Consider the following 15055-nt stretch of genomic DNA (forward strand, 5'->3'; position numbering starts at 1 on the left):
ATTGGTAAAATGAATAAATCGATAAAATCGGTAAAATTGCCAGAAAATGGTATTGCCATACTGAAAATTTATCTTTGCCATTTTAACTTTACAAATCAATACCTTATCATCAACCAAGATTGGGACTTATCCCGATTAATATACTCATTAAGGAAAACCATGAAAACACTACCTTATCGCACACTAAGTTTGGCTGTTGTCAGCTGTCTGATGACCGCCTGTGCCACCACGCAAGCCCCACAGTCCGCCACCGCTAATACCGACCATCACGCCAAAGAAGTCCTAGCCAAAGCAGTCAAATCACAACTTCGCTCATCATTTAGCTACGAGACAAATGCCTATGTCTCTAACGACATCCGCCGTCACGCCCTAAAAGACGTCACCGACAGCACGCCAGCTGACGACTGCGAAGCGGTGCATGACCATGCTTATGTCCGTCTACTTCAAACTGCTAAGACGGACAACCTGCCCATCAGCGATGACAAATACCAAGCCCATCGCACCAAAATCAAAGACGACTTTTTGGCATGCCGTGATGAACAAGAACAAGCGTCCGCCTATCAGCCTTTTGACTTTGAAAATTTTTATGAACAAAGCGGACAGCTGACCCCCGATGAGCAAGAACAGACATTCATCCACGCCATCAGCACTCACCTAGATGGTCAGACCAATGAGCCATCCGCCCGTCCTGCCACGCCCCTAGACGCCAAAAAAGCCGAGCTACTGCACGAGTATCTCATCACCCCATCTAGCGTGCGTGTGGTCGGCAGTTATCAACCCCTACAAGGCAAGTTTACCGCCTTGCCCATTCTAGACTACACCGCCAAAAACCTGCACATGTCCATCAATCAGCCCCTATACATCGACCTAAAAGCAGGGGGCATTTATCTGTGGGCGGATAACTTTGCTCTACTAAACAGCGAACTGCTTGACGCCAAACTGGGCGACAGCTGGCAAGGCAAATGGCTGTACATCCCCATCAATGACGGCAGTCTGCCCGAGAGCTTTACCCGTGATTTAATCAAAGCCTACCTAAACGCCAAAAAAGAGAGCTTTATGGCACTGCCCCAAGACGGCTTTGTCATGGCAAGGGCAGATGAGCTTAGCCAGTTGCCGTTTATCGCCAATAACCTGCCTGCCGATAAACTAACCCTTATCCAAAACACGCCCACCATCATCAAAAATAACGTCAAAGAGTCTGCCAAAGCGTACAGCAACTATGTCTTTGCCGACACACTCTACCAAGAGATGACCGCCAAATATCCAACACTCACTCAGCAGATGCCCGATTTTTATGAGCGTGAGATTATTGACGGTGAGAGCGTGATTCATGTGATAAATGCCGACAGCGATACCGCCCAGACAGAGATAGAAGCAGGGACGGACACCGCTGATGACAGCCGTGATGACTTTGTGGTCAATAGCGAGCTACTCATGCGTGGGCTATTTTTGTATCTGCAACGGCAAATCGAGAGCTACTATGGCGAGCTACATAGCGCCGATAGCACACCCCAAGAAGACCGCCCTATTTCTAAATATGCCCCCGCCACGCATTATGGTGTCTCACATGGCAAAATCGCTTGGGTACATCAGCGTCACTATCTTACCGATGACACGGTCGGAGCCAGATACATGGACAAGGCAGGCGTGACGGACAGTGAACCGCTGTTTGTGGATGTCTTTACCCAAATCTTTCAAAACGCCAAACACGTAAATGAGTTCGCTCGCCTGCCATCTGCCAGTCAAACGCCGAATGCCGACAACAGCGTCAATCTCTTTACCTACCAAGACGCCCTACGAGCCAGATTCAAGGAGACAGGCGAGAAGCCACCGTTTATGGAGCATTATTCTCGTTATGCCTTAGGCGGTGCCAGTAATGATTATGGCTATGGCGATGATAGCTATGATGGCGATGATTATGGCGATTACAGCGATGAGCTTTATGAAGATTACTTTGATGAAGATTATCTTGATGAAGACATGGATAATAACGGCAAACCCAGCAATAAATGAGTGTGTTGTCGATTTTAACCTATATAAAAAAGGGGATATACTCTATCCCCTTTTGTGTATTACACCCAACCAACTTGATATTTACCACGGGTTTGTAGGAGTGTGCTGAGCACACCCTTTGATGATATCACTATACAAGGCGTGCTCAGCACGCCCCTACGTCCACACATCATTGTATTTGTAGTAATTTTAAAGTTTCTTGGGTGTATATGTTGTATAAAACCTTTTAAAAGGTTTGCTGATATTTAATGCGGAAACGGTCGCTGTTTGTCCGTCTCTATCCACGCCTGCACCCATTCATCAGGCGGTAGGCTCACCCCGTCATAGCCAAGCGACGACAGCACCTGTGCGGTCGGTATGGGTTTGCCCGTCATAAAGTTGGTTACCGCCGTACGAAGCAGTGCATGACAAGTGCATTTGCCACCCACCCACATCGTCTGCTCCATATAAAACCACTTATCATCAATGGCACATACCCGAGTTTTCATCAGCACTTTATCAAAGAGTCGCACACGTTTGCGATACTGAATGGTACTGCCTGCCACCACCAAACCCCACCGCTTTTGTACGAGTTTTTTGCCCAGACCTGTACGAATGGCAAAGTCGTTTCGCCCTAGGTCAAACAACGTCAAAATCCGCCCATTGTTCATCTCAAAGAAGTTATCAATGTCATTCACATTGGCGGTAAAGCGATACTCGGTCGTGTCAGTCAGACCTGCCACCGTGCCTGACTTTTTGCTTTTGTGATAAGCGGTTGCACTGCTGATGATGTTTTGGGTTAGGCGTAAAAATGGATACATAATATACTCAGATTTTTATAAATGGATTAGTGATAAACGATTAGCCTTTACGTTTGGCGGCAAGCATTGCCTGAATGTTCGCCAAATAGTCTGTGGCGACCTTGTTCGGGTCGGCAGATTTTTGGCGTTTGGCAGGATAATCAATGTGGTCGCTTGGCAACTCATCCAAAAAGCGTGACGGCGTGGTCTGGCGATACTCTTTGCCCGCCCTGCGTTTTTGGGCATACATCAAGGTCAGCTCATGCCTTGCTCGTGTGATACCCACATACATGAGACGGCGCTCTTCTTCGACCGTCTCCGAGACGATAGAGTTACGGTGTGGCAAGATGTCTTCTTCGACCCCAATGATATACACAAAATCAAATTCAAGCCCCTTAGCGGCGTGCAGGGTCATGAGATTAACTTTGTTGGTATTTTCCTCTTCTTGCTGTTGTTCTAGCATGTCTAGTAGCACAAGCTTACGAATCACCGCTTCAATGCTTTTTTCATCATCATCTTCGGCACGGTCTATGAGTGCATGAATGGACGAGTACAAAGATTCGATGTTGTCAAGGCGGTTTTTTTCTTGTTGGGGCGTTTTGCTGTCTTCTTTGATGTAGTCAATATACCCTGTCTCCATAATCATCTGACGCACCAGTGGCATGGGGTCGGGATTATCATAAAGCTCACGGGTATAATGCTCAATAAACTCTCCAAAACTGGCAAGCGTCGCCCCTGCCTTTGCCCCCACTGCCGATTTTAGCCCTGCATGAGAACAGGCAGACAGTAGCGATAGGCTGTGTTCTTGGGCGAACAGTCCGAGCTTTTCTAAGGTTGCCGAACCCATGCCACGTTTGGGCGTGTTGATGATCCGCAAAAATGCCGCGTCATCATCAGGATTTAGGATAATCCGCAAATAACTCATGACGTCCTTAATCTCCGTGCGAGCAAAAAATGACGTACCGCCCGAGAGCTTATACGGCACTTGTAGTGAACGCAGTTCAGCTTCTAGCACCCGAGCCTGAAAGTTGGAGCGATATAGCACGGCATACTGCTCCCATGAGTTGTTATGTCTTAGGCGGTGCGTCACTATCTCTTTTGCCACACGCTCCGCTTCTACCCCATCGTCGGGCGAGCTTAGCACCCGAATCAGCTCGCCATGCCCTTTATCTGACCACAGCGATTTTTCAAAAATATGCTCATTATTGGTAATCACGGCATTGGCAGACGCCAATATGCGATTGGTAGAGCGGTAGTTTTGTTCTAGCTTGACAACATGCAGAGCGGGGAAATCCTGCTTTAACAACGCCATGTTCTCAGGCTTTGCCCCACGCCACGCATAGATAGATTGGTCATCATCGCCCACCACCGTGAACCTTGCCCGAATGCCTACCAGTAGCTTGATAAGCTCATACTGAGCGGTATTGGTGTCTTGGTACTCGTCCACGAGCAGGTAGCGAATGCGGTTTTGCCATTTTTCACGCACTCGCTCATTGTCTTTTAAAATGCGAGCAGGTAGGACAATCAAATCATCAAAATCCACCGCATTATATGCTCGCAAATTCCGCTCATACAGCCCATACAGATGAGCAAAAATCACATCTTCGGGGTCGGTCAGTGTCCGCTCGGCATCTTCGGGGGCGACTAGGTCATTTTTCCAGTCGCTAATCATCTTAATCGCCTTACCCACCATGTCCGCACGCTCCGCCCCTGATAGGTTATCACGCACCATCAGCTCGGCAAGTAGGCGTTTGCTGTCGTCTGCGTCCATGATACTAAAATTGCCTTTTAGGGACGTGTTAATGAGTTCATACCGCAAAAACTGCAAACCAAACTGGTGAAACGTGGACACCGTCAGCCCACGAGTTTTCTCGCTTGGCAAGAGTTTTTTGACACGCTCTTTCATCTCCCTTGCCGCCTTATTGGTAAAGGTCATTGCCGTGATACGCTCGGCAGGCGTGTTGCAGTTTTGGATAAGATGAGCGATTTTTTGGGTAATCACAGACGTCTTGCCTGACCCCGCTCCTGCCAGAACGAGCAAAGGGCCTGAAACATGGGCTAGGGCTTCTTGTTGGCGGGGGTTTAATTGGCTCATAATCTAAATTCTTCGGGCAAATGGTTGGCTATTATAATGGATTTTGGCAAATTGGGCAAAAGTTTGTAGTAAATTTATCGGCAATATAAAGTATTGTTATGCCATATTTTTGGTTAAAATTTATCCATATTACATAGAAAGGTGCGTAACACGCACCTGATGATTTTTATTATTTAAAATTATTTCAAATCAAGTCAAATAAAACAAACACCACACCGCACACACGCCCAAGACAATCCCCATGCCGTTGATTTTGGATATTTTTTCTTTAAAAATAAATAACCCCACAACCGCCCCCAAACATATCACGCCGATATTCATGCCAGCAAATACCAAGGTTGGATCATCTTTGTAGGCTTGATGAGCTTTGATATAAAATAAAATATTAAAAAAGTTTAATGCCCCCAGCAAAATCCCACTAATCAAACTTTTACCTTGCCATTTGGTTTTATTGATTATTAGATAAATAAATAACAAGACAAATGCCAATATAAAGCTCACAAGTAAGGTATTGGCAAAGGCATTACCCAATTTTGCCATTTGTTTAAATAAAATATCAATCACGCCATAGCCTGCCCATACTCCGCCTAATATTAAAGCGGTGTTTTTGATATTTAATGAATTATCTGTTTTGGCATGATTGGTTTTTAGGCTGTTTTTTAAATTGGTTTTTGGATTGGGTTTATAAGTTAGGGCAATGAGTGATGAAAACGCCAAAATAATGCCCACACCTTTGGCAAGTGTTAAACTTTCGCCAAAAATGGTAAATGACGCCAATATCGGCAAAAATAACGCCAAACGCTGTGCCACGTCCGATTTGGCAATGCCAACGAGTTGCACCGCCTTTGCCATGATGATAAATACGCTCGGCAACAGCACGCCCAAGGCGATGACGATAAATGCCCCATTTGCCATAATTTCGCTGACATTTAAACTAGGCTTTAATAAAAAAATACATAAAATAATGGCGGTAATATAATTCACCAAAATGGCTTGGGCAATATCAATATCTTGACGGCGTGCCACTTTTAAAAAAATAGACACCAACACACTGGCACAAATGGCAGAGATTAGAAAAATCATGGATGAAATATTTTGTTACAATTGGTGTGATATTATAACCATAATTGGGCGTTTGTCAAGTGGCATGAAGGGGTGTTCACCAAATTAACCAAGATGTCCACCCTTTTATCAAATTCTCCATTTGAAATCATCAATATGATGTGTGATAATAAAGCATCAAACTTAACAAGCGCACAGCATGATAAACATAAAAATTTCTATTCTTTATTTATAATGTTACTTTCTGCCTGCACCAATCACAATCAAAATTCAAAAAATACGATTGAACATGATGTCAATATCACCAATGGCAACAAAGATAACAACAAACCACCGCCAGCATTACCAACCAATGATGAATTATTAACCTCCTTAAAATCTAATGATTGGCAAAAATTAGCGTTAACTTATGAAAACATATCCAATCAGTGGCGATTGATTGTGGTGAGTGATACCAATTTTAACAACATAAATTTGCCAATTGTTAAAAAAGATGATTTTATATTGATTTTTGAAAAAAGTGTAGAATTAGACAATCATTGGATGTACATGCCCAATAATTGCAACAGCATGAATGGTGAATTTGTACTCACCAAGACGGGCATAAAAATTCAAGGTAGCCTACCAACAACTGAAATGGCTTGCTCACCACTACCTAAAGATTTAGATGACAACATTATCCATACTGTTATTTTAAATGGTGATTATGAAATTTATCAAAAAGACATGCAAAAGATTTTAAAAATAACCCACAATCATCAATATTGGCTATTTATCAACACAGTTGCGACAAAGTCTGGCTTATGACAAATTTCAAATTCGTTAGATGTGATATTTATTTAAAGCAAAGCGAATATTTGGGTCATAGTTAATATAAGTTTGATAAGACTTGGCATTCTGCATTTTGATGATTTAGAGAGCATAAAACAGATAAATCACAAATGCAAATCATGTCCACATCTATCGCAAAACTTAGCATTGGATGCATGCCCGAATTTACCGCATTTTGGGCAGGTAATGGGGTGTAGCTGTGGTCGCATGGTGCGTGACAGCTCAGCGGTAAAAATCCCTGTCGGTACGGCAATGATGGAGTAACCCATAATCATCACCATGCTTGCAATCGCTTGCCCTATCGGAGTTTTGGGGGAAATGTCGCCATAACCCACGGTCGTCAAAGTCACAACCGCCCAATAGATGGATTTGGGGATGCTGGTGTAGCCATTTTCAGGGCCTTCGACCACGTACATGACCGAGCCAAAAATGGTCACAAGCAGTAATAATGATAGGAAAAAGACGATGATTTTGTGCTGACTGGTGCGAAAGGCAGCCGCCAAAAACCCTGCTTGTTGCATGTAGGATTTGAGCTTAAATACCCTAAAAATCCGCAAAATCCGCAAAATCCGCACCACAAGCAAATACTGCGTTCCCACAAAAAAATAACTAAGATAGCTTGGCAATAACGCAAGCAAGTCAATCACGCCAAAAAAGCTAAACGCATAACGCTTGCGATTGGGGGCGGAGTACAGGCGTAACAAATATTCTATGGTAAATAAAATGGTAAAAAACCACTCTGCATAAAAAAACAACCGTCCGTATTGCAAACGCAAATACAGCACACTGTCAAGCATGACCACGACCACGCTAAGAGCGATACCGATGAGTAGCACCACATCAAAAAATCGTCCCGCAGGCGTGTCAGTGCCTTCGATGACAATGTGGATTTTCTCTTTTAAGGGCAGGCTTTTTTTGTAAACAGGGGCTTTCATGCAAGATAGAATGAGAGAAAGATGGGTGTATTTTATAATAAAGTTGGGGCTTGGGATAGTATTTTTACAAAATTCTTGTTATGATTGATACGTTTTAGGCTTTTTACATTTGATTTATCATGAGAATCATCATCTTAATACTACCCCTTGTCCTGACCGCTTGCATGAACATGACAGATTTTTCTGAAAGTAAGCGTCAAACACCCCAAACCTACCCGACTTACAACCCAAATTGCCAACGCCATATCCCAGCCCCACGCACACCACAAGGCTATCCTGACATGAGTTCGCCTGAATATCAAGAAACGCATCATCGCACACATTGCCCCTAGCAAATATTGGCAAATCCGCCCAAACCTTGTATAATAACCTATTTTATTATTTTCATTTAAAAGGTGCATTCTATGGCAGGTCATAGTAAATGGGCGAACATCAAACATCGTAAAGCCAAACAAGATGCTGCAAAAGGCAAAATCTTTACCAAAATCATTCGTGAAATCGTCTCCGCCAGTAAAGGTGGCGACCCAGACCCTGCCAACAACCCACGCCTGCGTGCCGTGCTAGAAAAAGCCAACGCCGCCAATATGACCAAAGACGTGATTAAGCGTGCCATTGAGCGTGGTCAAGGAGATGGAGAAGGCGACAACGTCCAAGAAATCACCTATGAAGGCTATGGCGTGGGCGGTGTGGCGGTCATCGTTGAGACCATGACCGACAATGTCAATCGCACCGTGGGCGAGGTTCGCCATGCGTTTAGCAAGCACGGTGGCAACCTAGGCACATCAGGCTCGGTGGCGTATTTGTTCTCTAAGCGTGGCGAGATTATTTTTAATGACGTATCTCTTGAAGATAAAGTCATGGAGATTGCCCTAGAAGCAGGGGCAACTGACATTGAAAATGATGGCGAGAGCTTGCTTGTGATTACCGAACCCAACGACTTTGGGGCGGTGGTGGATGCATTGGCAAATGCTGGCTTAAAGGCGGACAATATGGAAGTTACAATGTCGCCTTCCACGACTGCGGACATTGATAATATTGATGATGCTCAACGTGTGCTAAAAATGATTGACATGCTAGAAGATTTGGACGATGTGCAAGAAGTGTATACTAATGTGAATTTTAGCGATGACGTGATGGCACAGCTTGACGCTTAATTTGCCTATCGTGATGTTTGGATATGGCAGAAGTGTCATATCCAATTTTTGTTTTTAAAGGGGTTTTATGAAAATCACAAATCAAGTAAACCAATTAGAAGATAAAGATTTTTGCCGTCAATTTATTCGTGCCAATAATGCCATTGAAGGATTATTTTTATCTGACGATGATAAAAAATTTATGGACACCATTGACCCTAATATTTCTGATAAAGAATTTGAAAATTTGTTATTTGCTCGTCTTGATATTAAAGGTTTAACGAAAGATAAAGTAGATATGCCCTTAATTAAACTTCTTAACCAAGTCCCAAAATCCCAATTAACTCGTAGTGGTTTGGAAATCCAAAAGAAATTGCGTGATGAATGGGATTAAAACTTAAACTGCAAAAAATTTATTTTTAAATATTTGATAAATATACCATTAAAGTTATAGTGCAATGAACACCATATTTTTTAAAGACAGCCGTAATATGCAAGAAGTACCCAATAATAGCGTACATCTTATTATTACTTCGCCACCTTATTTTAATATTAAGGACTATGCCAAAGATGGTTATCAGCTAAATAGCCATAGCAATAAACACAGTCAGCAAATTGGCGATATTGATAGCTATGAATATTATCTGTCTGAAATGTTAAAAGTTTGGCAAGAATGTGAACGAGTTTTAAAACCGAACGGCAAATTGGTTATCAATACTCCTTTAATGCCAATGTTAAAAAAAGAGATGAATACCCATTATACCAGACATATTTTTGATTTAAATAGCGACATTCAACAAACCATTTTAAAAAACACCAAACTTTTTTTAATGGACACTTATCTTTGGAATAGAACCAATTCATCAAAAAAATTAATGTTTGGTTCTTATCCTTATCCAAGAAATTTTTATGCTCAAAATACCACAGAATTTATTACGATATATGTAAAAGACGGTAAACCAGATAAAGTATCTGATGAAATTAAAGAAAAAAGTAAATTAAGTAAGCAAGAATGGGTGGAATATACTAAACAAATTTGGGATATTCCTATTCCCAGTAAAAATGATTTGGCATTTGGCGTGCATTCAGCGATTATGCCAGAAGAAATCCCAAGACGACTGATTAAACTTTATTCTTTTTACGATGATACTGTGCTAGACCCATTTGCAGGCAGTGGTACAACTTTAAAAGTTGCCAAAGAATTGGGGAGGCGTTATATTGGTTATGAGTTAATGGAGCAATATAGCGAAGTTATTTGTAAAAAATTAGAAAGTGTTTAATTGGTTTTCAATATTGGAGTTTATTGATGTTAATCCCAGTAACAAAAGAACATATTATTACTGCTGATAAACTAGCAACCATTCGTGAATTGTATGAGTTTAGAAGAGGTGGTTATTATTACAATAACCAAAATAATCCCATTCATCAAAGAATATCGGAATTGCATGACATAGAAATTCAATCTCAAAGCAACCTATTAACTGGTATCTTATTTGAGATATGCCTATTTGAAACAATATCAGAAACTCTAAGACAAAGATTGAGAGAGCAAGACTACCATAATGATACCGAAATAAGCAGTAGAATGCGACAAATGAATTTTAGTTACGGATTGACAATTGGCAGGGTTGATGATGGCTATGACTATCTTATTGACAGAGCAAACACTCCATACTTGATTGATGTCAAAATGTATGGAACAAGACTATTTACAAATCAAAATCAAGTACAAAATTATAATTTATTCGTGGATGCAAGGCAATTCAATAGAAATATTGCCACACAATATGTACAAGGATTTTTAATAGATAACAATAATTCTTTAAGTATTTATGTGGCTGGTTGGACTGATGAAAATCAATTAGAATATATGGAAAACAGAAACAATTGTTATGCAATTTCCGTAAGAGATTTAAACCAAATAGGTACACTAATAGATATTATTTACCAAAATGGTTGAAAATATGCTAGAAATAAATAAAATACATCAAATGAACTGCTTTGATTTTTTAGACCAAGTGGAAAATAAAAGCGTTCAATTAGCCGTCATTGACCCGCCTTACAATCTTAGTAAGGCGGATTGGGATAGTTTTGATAGCCATAATGAATTTTTGGCATTTACTTATCGTTGGATTGATAAAGTTTTAGATAAACTGGATAAAGACGGCTCGCTTTATATTTTTAATACACCATTTAATTGTGCTTTTATTTGTCAATACTTGGTAAGTAAAGGTATGATTTTTCAAAATTGGATTACTTGGGATAAAAGAGATGGAATGGGTAGTGCCAAAAGGCGTTTTTCCACAGGACAAGAAACCATTTTATTTTTTTCAAAATCCAAAAATCACACTTTTAATTATGACGAAGTGCGAGTGCCTTATGAAAGCACCGACAGAATAAAGCACGCCAGTGAAAAAGGCATTTTAAAAAATGGTAAACGCTGGTTTCCCAATCCTAATGGCAGGTTATGTGGTGAAGTTTGGCATTTTTCTAGCCAACGCCACAAAGAAAAAGTCAATGGCAAAACCGTCAAATTGACCCATATTACTCCAAAACCACGCGATTTAATAGAACGCATTATTAGAGCAAGTTCCAACCCCAACGATTTGGTATTAGATTGTTTTATGGGAAGTGGCACAACAGCAATCGTTGCCAAAAAACTGGGTCGTAATTTTATTGGGTGCGATATGAATGCTGAATATGTTAATCAAGCCAATTTTGTGTTAAATCAACTTGAAATCAATTAAGGAAAACTATGAAAAATTATGTCAGCAACATCAATCTTGGTAATTCATCATTAAAATTCATTGATGAAAGATTGCAATCTGAAAATTATCGTGGCATTCATTTAAGTCAGCATAACCGCTATGATTTGCCAAAATTAATAGATATTTTGACATTGTTAAATAAACACGCCCCCAACCAATCTTTAATGCAAATCAGAACAACTGACATCAGCAAAAGACCGCAGAATATCCCAGAAGAGCAATCTTATGCCGAATTTTGCAATGAAGCCAAAAGTTTAACCAATATTGGCACGCAAGATGCAATGCGTAAAAATCTTTTTGTGGATTTTGCAAGAATGGGACTAATCAACCGATATAACGACAAAAAAGTATTAACTGACCCATTCAAAAGGGGCGTAACAAAATATGTTGCTTTGTCCGATATGGGAGTAAAGTTAATAGACCCAAAATTAGATATATTAAGTAAAAATTTAATTTTTTCTAAGTCGTTAAATAAACTATTAACAGGCTTTGTGGAAGATGTTTTAAGTTTGCTAACCAATAGTGATTTAAAAGAAATCAGCTTTGATGAGTTTATGCTGTTTGTTTCAGCAATGAATTGTAATTTTAATTTTAGCATTTCCACAGAGCAATGCGAAAGTTTGATAAAAGAATACCGATTATTATCACGAGTACAAAAAAATGCGGTGATTGACACTTTAAAATCAGAGCTTATTCCAGACAATTTTAACGGCGATAAAAAAGATAAGCGAGATTATCATAATTGGGCAAATGAAAATCAACAAATATGGACTTTGTTTGAAAATATTCCATTTTTCATTATGGAAAAAGACAGTAGAAAACTTATTTTAATAACTTCTGATGTAGATTTGTCAAAATACAGTAAATCAAAAATGAAACGCTCACAACAAGCCAAAAATGATTATTTTAAACACCACAAAGTCAATAAAATAAAAGGCTATGAATTAGACCACATCATTCCTTTATTGGAAGCAGAAAGCGTGGATGAATATCGTTATTTAGATAACTGGCTTAATTTATTGTACATTGATGGCAAAACACACGCCATTAAAAGTCAAAGCGGTTCAAAATATTATATCTTTACATTTGATGACAATGATTATAATCAGATTTATTTTTTGGACACACAAGGCGATAAACTGTCAATTAACAATGACGATACTGCTTTATTTGACAAGAATAAAGTACCAAAAATTTATGAATACAATCAAAACTTTATCAACGCCAAAACATCATAATTATTTTTAAGGAAACCCAATGACCACCCTACCCGACTATGTCCGTGCCATTATTACCGCAACCGTTTATGATGTCGCCATTCGCACACCGCTTGATAAGGCAAGCAAACTCTCTGCCCGTTTTGGCAACGACATTCGCCTAAAACGAGAAGACCTGCAACCTGTATTTAGCTTTAAAGTGCGTGGGGCGTACAACAAAATCAGCCAACTTTCGGCAGAGCAAAAAGCAAAAGGCATCATCTGTGCCTCGGCTGGCAACCACGCACAAGGGGTAGCGTATTCGGCAAATCGCTTAAAAATCAATAACTTAATTGTAATGCCCAAAACCACGCCCGACATCAAAGTGCAAGCGGTCAAAGCCTTTGGTGGTACGGTGCATTTGCATGGTGACAGTTTTGACGAAGCCAACCGCTATGCCATGGAAAAGGCAACAACGGACGGTATGACCTACATCGCCCCCTATGATGACAAAGCAGTCATTGCAGGGCAAGGCACGGTCGCCCTTGAGCTGTCGCAGGACTGGCGAGAGATGGAATATGTGTTTGTGCCTGTCGGTGGCGGTGGTTTGGTGGCGGGGATTGCATCCTTTTTGGGCGAGATTGCCCCACACATCAAGGTCATTGCGGTGGAATCCGAAGGCTCTGCTTGCCTAAAAGTCGCCCTAGCCGATGGCGAGCGAACTCGCTTACCACAAGTTAGCCTGTTTGCCGATGGCGTGGCGGTCGCCCAAATCGGTCAAATCCCCTTTGAAGTGGCGAATCTCACCAAATCCAACGGGCAAGGCAAGGTCATTGACGCAGTCATCACTTGCAATAATGACGAGATTTGTGCGTCCGTCAAAGACATTTTTGAAGAAAACCGCCACATCGTTGAGCCGTCTGGGGCGTTGGCACTGGCAGGACTTAAAAAATATGTCAAACAGCACAACCTAACAGGCAAAAACTGCGTGGCGATTGTCTCGGGGGCAAATATGAACTTTGACCGCCTACGGTACATTGCCGAACGCACCGAGATTGGCGAAAACAAAGAAGCGATTTTTGCGGTGCAGTTGCCCGAAAAAACGGGAGCGTTTTTGGACTTTTGTCGCCGATTGCAAGGTCGCAACATCACCGAATTTAACTACCGCCTAGACAGCACAAACCCAAGCGTTGCCCAAGTGTTTGTCGGCATTGGCTTAAAGGACGGTCAGTTTGAGCGCACCACGATTATGGACAATCTGGACAAGGGGGGCTACACCGCCTTTGACTTGACCGATGATGAAGTTGCCAAAACGCACATTCGCTATTTGATTGGCGGACACGGTCGGCTAAACGATGAAAAATTGTTCCGTGTGATGTTCCCAGAACGCCCCAACGCCCTATTAAATTTTTTGGAAAAATTGGGGCAAGATTTTAATGTTACCCTGTTTCACTACCGCAATCACGGAGCAGCCGAAGGGCGAGTATTGGTCGGCTTGCAGGCAACTGCCCATTCATCACGGCAAATTGTGGACGCATTGACCGAGATTGGTTATGATTGTGAAGATTTAAGTGAAAATGTGGGCTATGGGGTGTTTTTGAAGTAAAAATATAGAATAAATAAAGGTGCGTAAATGGTGCATATTACGCACCTTACGATTATCCTAATTTTTGAATTGTGGGAAAATATGACTTTAATTCCAAAAAGCATTGCCAGTGATACGGTTTATTTTTATAAAATACAATATAAAATAATGTATGTGATTGAGGTGGTTTTTATTAGTATTTTTACCTTAACCGCCCTATCAATGACAAGAAATTCATCAATCATATTTTTCATTTTTGTGATTGTAATGACTGCTTTTCATATGATGACTTTTAATTATATGAAAGCAAATATTTTAATTCTTGCCGATGAAGTCAAAGAAGTAGAAAATGGGTTATTTATTAGAAATGACAAGATAAGTGAAACAATAGATTATGATAGTACCCAATCTGTTACTTATCGCTATTTATTTTCTATCAAAAATAATGTGGTAGAATTAACCTTTAAAAATCCTACCACATTGGGAAATAAAGTAAGGTTTATCAGCTGGGCAGATGCCAGTAATTATCAAAGGGAATTTAATCCATTTCCTGTAAAAACCTCGGAAACACAGGCTTGGGTTGATACTTTAAAGGAAAAAATTGTACAAAATACCAACAAGAATCCATTATAAAAATCTTGGCTCTGGTCTAAAAAGT

At 40.8% G+C, this 15055-nt stretch carries 15 protein-coding genes; 11 read left to right on the forward strand and 4 right to left on the reverse strand.

Annotation, left to right across the window (positions count from 1 at the left end; translation table 11 throughout):
• Nucleotides 1-159: 159 nt before the first annotated feature.
• Nucleotides 160-2013 (forward strand): hypothetical protein, encoded by a 1854-nt coding sequence (locus B0182_RS06770; protein ID WP_078274184.1) that lies wholly within the window; start codon nt 160-162, stop codon nt 2011-2013.
• A gap of 245 nt (nt 2014-2258) precedes the next feature.
• On the opposite strand, the gene B0182_RS06775 is transcribed toward B0182_RS06770, so the two are convergent.
• The 3 genes from B0182_RS06775 to B0182_RS06785 all read right to left on the reverse strand — a co-directional run bounded on the left by B0182_RS06775 (nt 2259) and on the right by B0182_RS06785 (nt 5970).
• The gene (locus B0182_RS06775) at nt 2259-2813 is read right to left on the reverse strand and encodes an acyl-CoA thioesterase (RefSeq protein WP_078274185.1); all 555 of its coding nucleotides are present in this window, start codon (nt 2811-2813) and stop codon (nt 2259-2261) included.
• Nucleotides 2814-2853: 40 nt separating this feature from the next.
• A complete protein-coding gene (locus tag B0182_RS06780; protein WP_078274186.1) occupies nt 2854-4887 on the reverse strand; it encodes a UvrD-helicase domain-containing protein in 2034 nt (677 codons plus the stop codon).
• A gap of 189 nt (nt 4888-5076) precedes the next feature.
• On the reverse strand, nt 5077-5970 hold the full coding sequence (locus B0182_RS06785) for a hypothetical protein (protein ID WP_078274187.1): 894 nt from the start codon (nt 5968-5970) through the stop codon (nt 5077-5079).
• Between the two features lie 93 nt (nt 5971-6063).
• Here B0182_RS06785 and B0182_RS06790 point away from each other — a divergent pair, with 93 nt between their 5' ends.
• Nucleotides 6064-6756: an META domain-containing protein gene (locus B0182_RS06790; RefSeq protein ID WP_143821685.1), complete on the forward strand. Its 693-nt coding sequence runs from the start codon at nt 6064-6066 to the stop codon at nt 6754-6756.
• Nucleotides 6757-6884: 128 nt separating this feature from the next.
• Here the strand turns inward: B0182_RS06790 and B0182_RS06795 are convergent, their stop codons facing one another.
• The gene (locus B0182_RS06795; protein WP_078274189.1) at nt 6885-7715 is read right to left on the reverse strand and encodes an ion transporter; all 831 of its coding nucleotides are present in this window, start codon (nt 7713-7715) and stop codon (nt 6885-6887) included.
• Nucleotides 7716-7834: 119 nt separating this feature from the next.
• On the opposite strand from B0182_RS06795, the gene B0182_RS13950 reads away from it, so the two are divergent.
• The 9 genes from B0182_RS13950 to B0182_RS06835 all read left to right on the forward strand — a co-directional run bounded on the left by B0182_RS13950 (nt 7835) and on the right by B0182_RS06835 (nt 15030).
• Complete coding sequence (locus B0182_RS13950; protein ID WP_143821686.1) at nt 7835-8047, forward strand: hypothetical protein; 213 nt, start codon at nt 7835-7837, stop codon at nt 8045-8047.
• Between the two features lie 72 nt (nt 8048-8119).
• Entirely contained in the window at nt 8120-8869 is a 750-nt protein-coding gene (locus B0182_RS06800) for a YebC/PmpR family DNA-binding transcriptional regulator (protein WP_078274190.1), read from the forward strand.
• A 67-nt stretch (nt 8870-8936) separates the two neighbouring features.
• On the forward strand, nt 8937-9242 hold the full coding sequence (locus B0182_RS06805; RefSeq protein ID WP_078274191.1) for a hypothetical protein: 306 nt from the start codon (nt 8937-8939) through the stop codon (nt 9240-9242).
• Between the two features lie 97 nt (nt 9243-9339).
• Nucleotides 9340-10128, forward strand: a complete 789-nt coding sequence (locus B0182_RS06810; protein WP_078274203.1) for a DNA-methyltransferase — start codon at nt 9340-9342, stop codon at nt 10126-10128.
• Between the two features lie 26 nt (nt 10129-10154).
• Nucleotides 10155-10808 carry a hypothetical protein gene (locus B0182_RS06815; RefSeq protein WP_078274192.1) on the forward strand — a complete coding sequence of 218 codons (654 nt, stop codon included), beginning with the start codon at nt 10155-10157 and terminating at the stop codon, nt 10806-10808.
• A gap of 4 nt (nt 10809-10812) precedes the next feature.
• The gene (locus tag B0182_RS06820; RefSeq protein ID WP_078274204.1) at nt 10813-11595 is read left to right on the forward strand and encodes a DNA-methyltransferase; all 783 of its coding nucleotides are present in this window, start codon (nt 10813-10815) and stop codon (nt 11593-11595) included.
• Between the two features lie 8 nt (nt 11596-11603).
• On the forward strand, nt 11604-12854 hold the full coding sequence (locus B0182_RS06825; protein WP_078274193.1) for a type II restriction-modification system endonuclease: 1251 nt from the start codon (nt 11604-11606) through the stop codon (nt 12852-12854).
• Nucleotides 12855-12873: 19 nt separating this feature from the next.
• Nucleotides 12874-14418 (forward strand): threonine ammonia-lyase, biosynthetic, encoded by a 1545-nt coding sequence (ilvA, locus tag B0182_RS06830; protein WP_078274194.1) that lies wholly within the window; start codon nt 12874-12876, stop codon nt 14416-14418.
• An 81-nt stretch (nt 14419-14499) separates the two neighbouring features.
• Entirely contained in the window at nt 14500-15030 is a 531-nt protein-coding gene (locus tag B0182_RS06835) for a hypothetical protein (protein ID WP_158079653.1), read from the forward strand.
• The last annotated feature ends 25 nt before the right edge of the window (nt 15031-15055 follow it).

The organism is Moraxella bovis (genome assembly GCF_002014975.1).
Lineage (GTDB): Bacteria > Pseudomonadota > Gammaproteobacteria > Pseudomonadales > Moraxellaceae > Moraxella > Moraxella bovis.

Excerpts from the sequence above, each read along its gene's own strand:
- B0182_RS06775 (WP_078274185.1), bottom strand. The coding sequence starts at position 2,813 with ATGTATCCATTTTTACGCCTAACCCAAAACATCATCAGCAGTGCAACC.
- B0182_RS06835 (WP_158079653.1), top strand. The coding sequence starts at position 14,500 with ATGACTTTAATTCCAAAAAGCATTGCCAGTGATACGGTTTATTTTTAT.
- B0182_RS06820 (WP_078274204.1), top strand. The coding sequence starts at position 10,813 with ATGCTAGAAATAAATAAAATACATCAAATGAACTGCTTTGATTTTTTA.
- B0182_RS06790 (WP_143821685.1), top strand. The coding sequence starts at position 6,064 with ATGTCCACCCTTTTATCAAATTCTCCATTTGAAATCATCAATATGATG.
- B0182_RS06780 (WP_078274186.1), bottom strand. The coding sequence starts at position 4,887 with ATGAGCCAATTAAACCCCCGCCAACAAGAAGCCCTAGCCCATGTTTCA.
- B0182_RS06770 (WP_078274184.1), top strand. The coding sequence starts at position 160 with ATGAAAACACTACCTTATCGCACACTAAGTTTGGCTGTTGTCAGCTGT.
- B0182_RS06805 (WP_078274191.1), top strand. The coding sequence starts at position 8,937 with ATGAAAATCACAAATCAAGTAAACCAATTAGAAGATAAAGATTTTTGC.
- B0182_RS06825 (WP_078274193.1), top strand. The coding sequence starts at position 11,604 with ATGAAAAATTATGTCAGCAACATCAATCTTGGTAATTCATCATTAAAA.
- B0182_RS13950 (WP_143821686.1), top strand. The coding sequence starts at position 7,835 with ATGAGAATCATCATCTTAATACTACCCCTTGTCCTGACCGCTTGCATG.
- B0182_RS06810 (WP_078274203.1), top strand. The coding sequence starts at position 9,340 with ATGCAAGAAGTACCCAATAATAGCGTACATCTTATTATTACTTCGCCA.
- B0182_RS06785 (WP_078274187.1), bottom strand. The coding sequence starts at position 5,970 with ATGATTTTTCTAATCTCTGCCATTTGTGCCAGTGTGTTGGTGTCTATT.
- B0182_RS06815 (WP_078274192.1), top strand. The coding sequence starts at position 10,155 with ATGTTAATCCCAGTAACAAAAGAACATATTATTACTGCTGATAAACTA.
- ilvA (WP_078274194.1), top strand. The coding sequence starts at position 12,874 with ATGACCACCCTACCCGACTATGTCCGTGCCATTATTACCGCAACCGTT.
- B0182_RS06795 (WP_078274189.1), bottom strand. The coding sequence starts at position 7,715 with ATGAAAGCCCCTGTTTACAAAAAAAGCCTGCCCTTAAAAGAGAAAATC.
- B0182_RS06800 (WP_078274190.1), top strand. The coding sequence starts at position 8,120 with ATGGCAGGTCATAGTAAATGGGCGAACATCAAACATCGTAAAGCCAAA.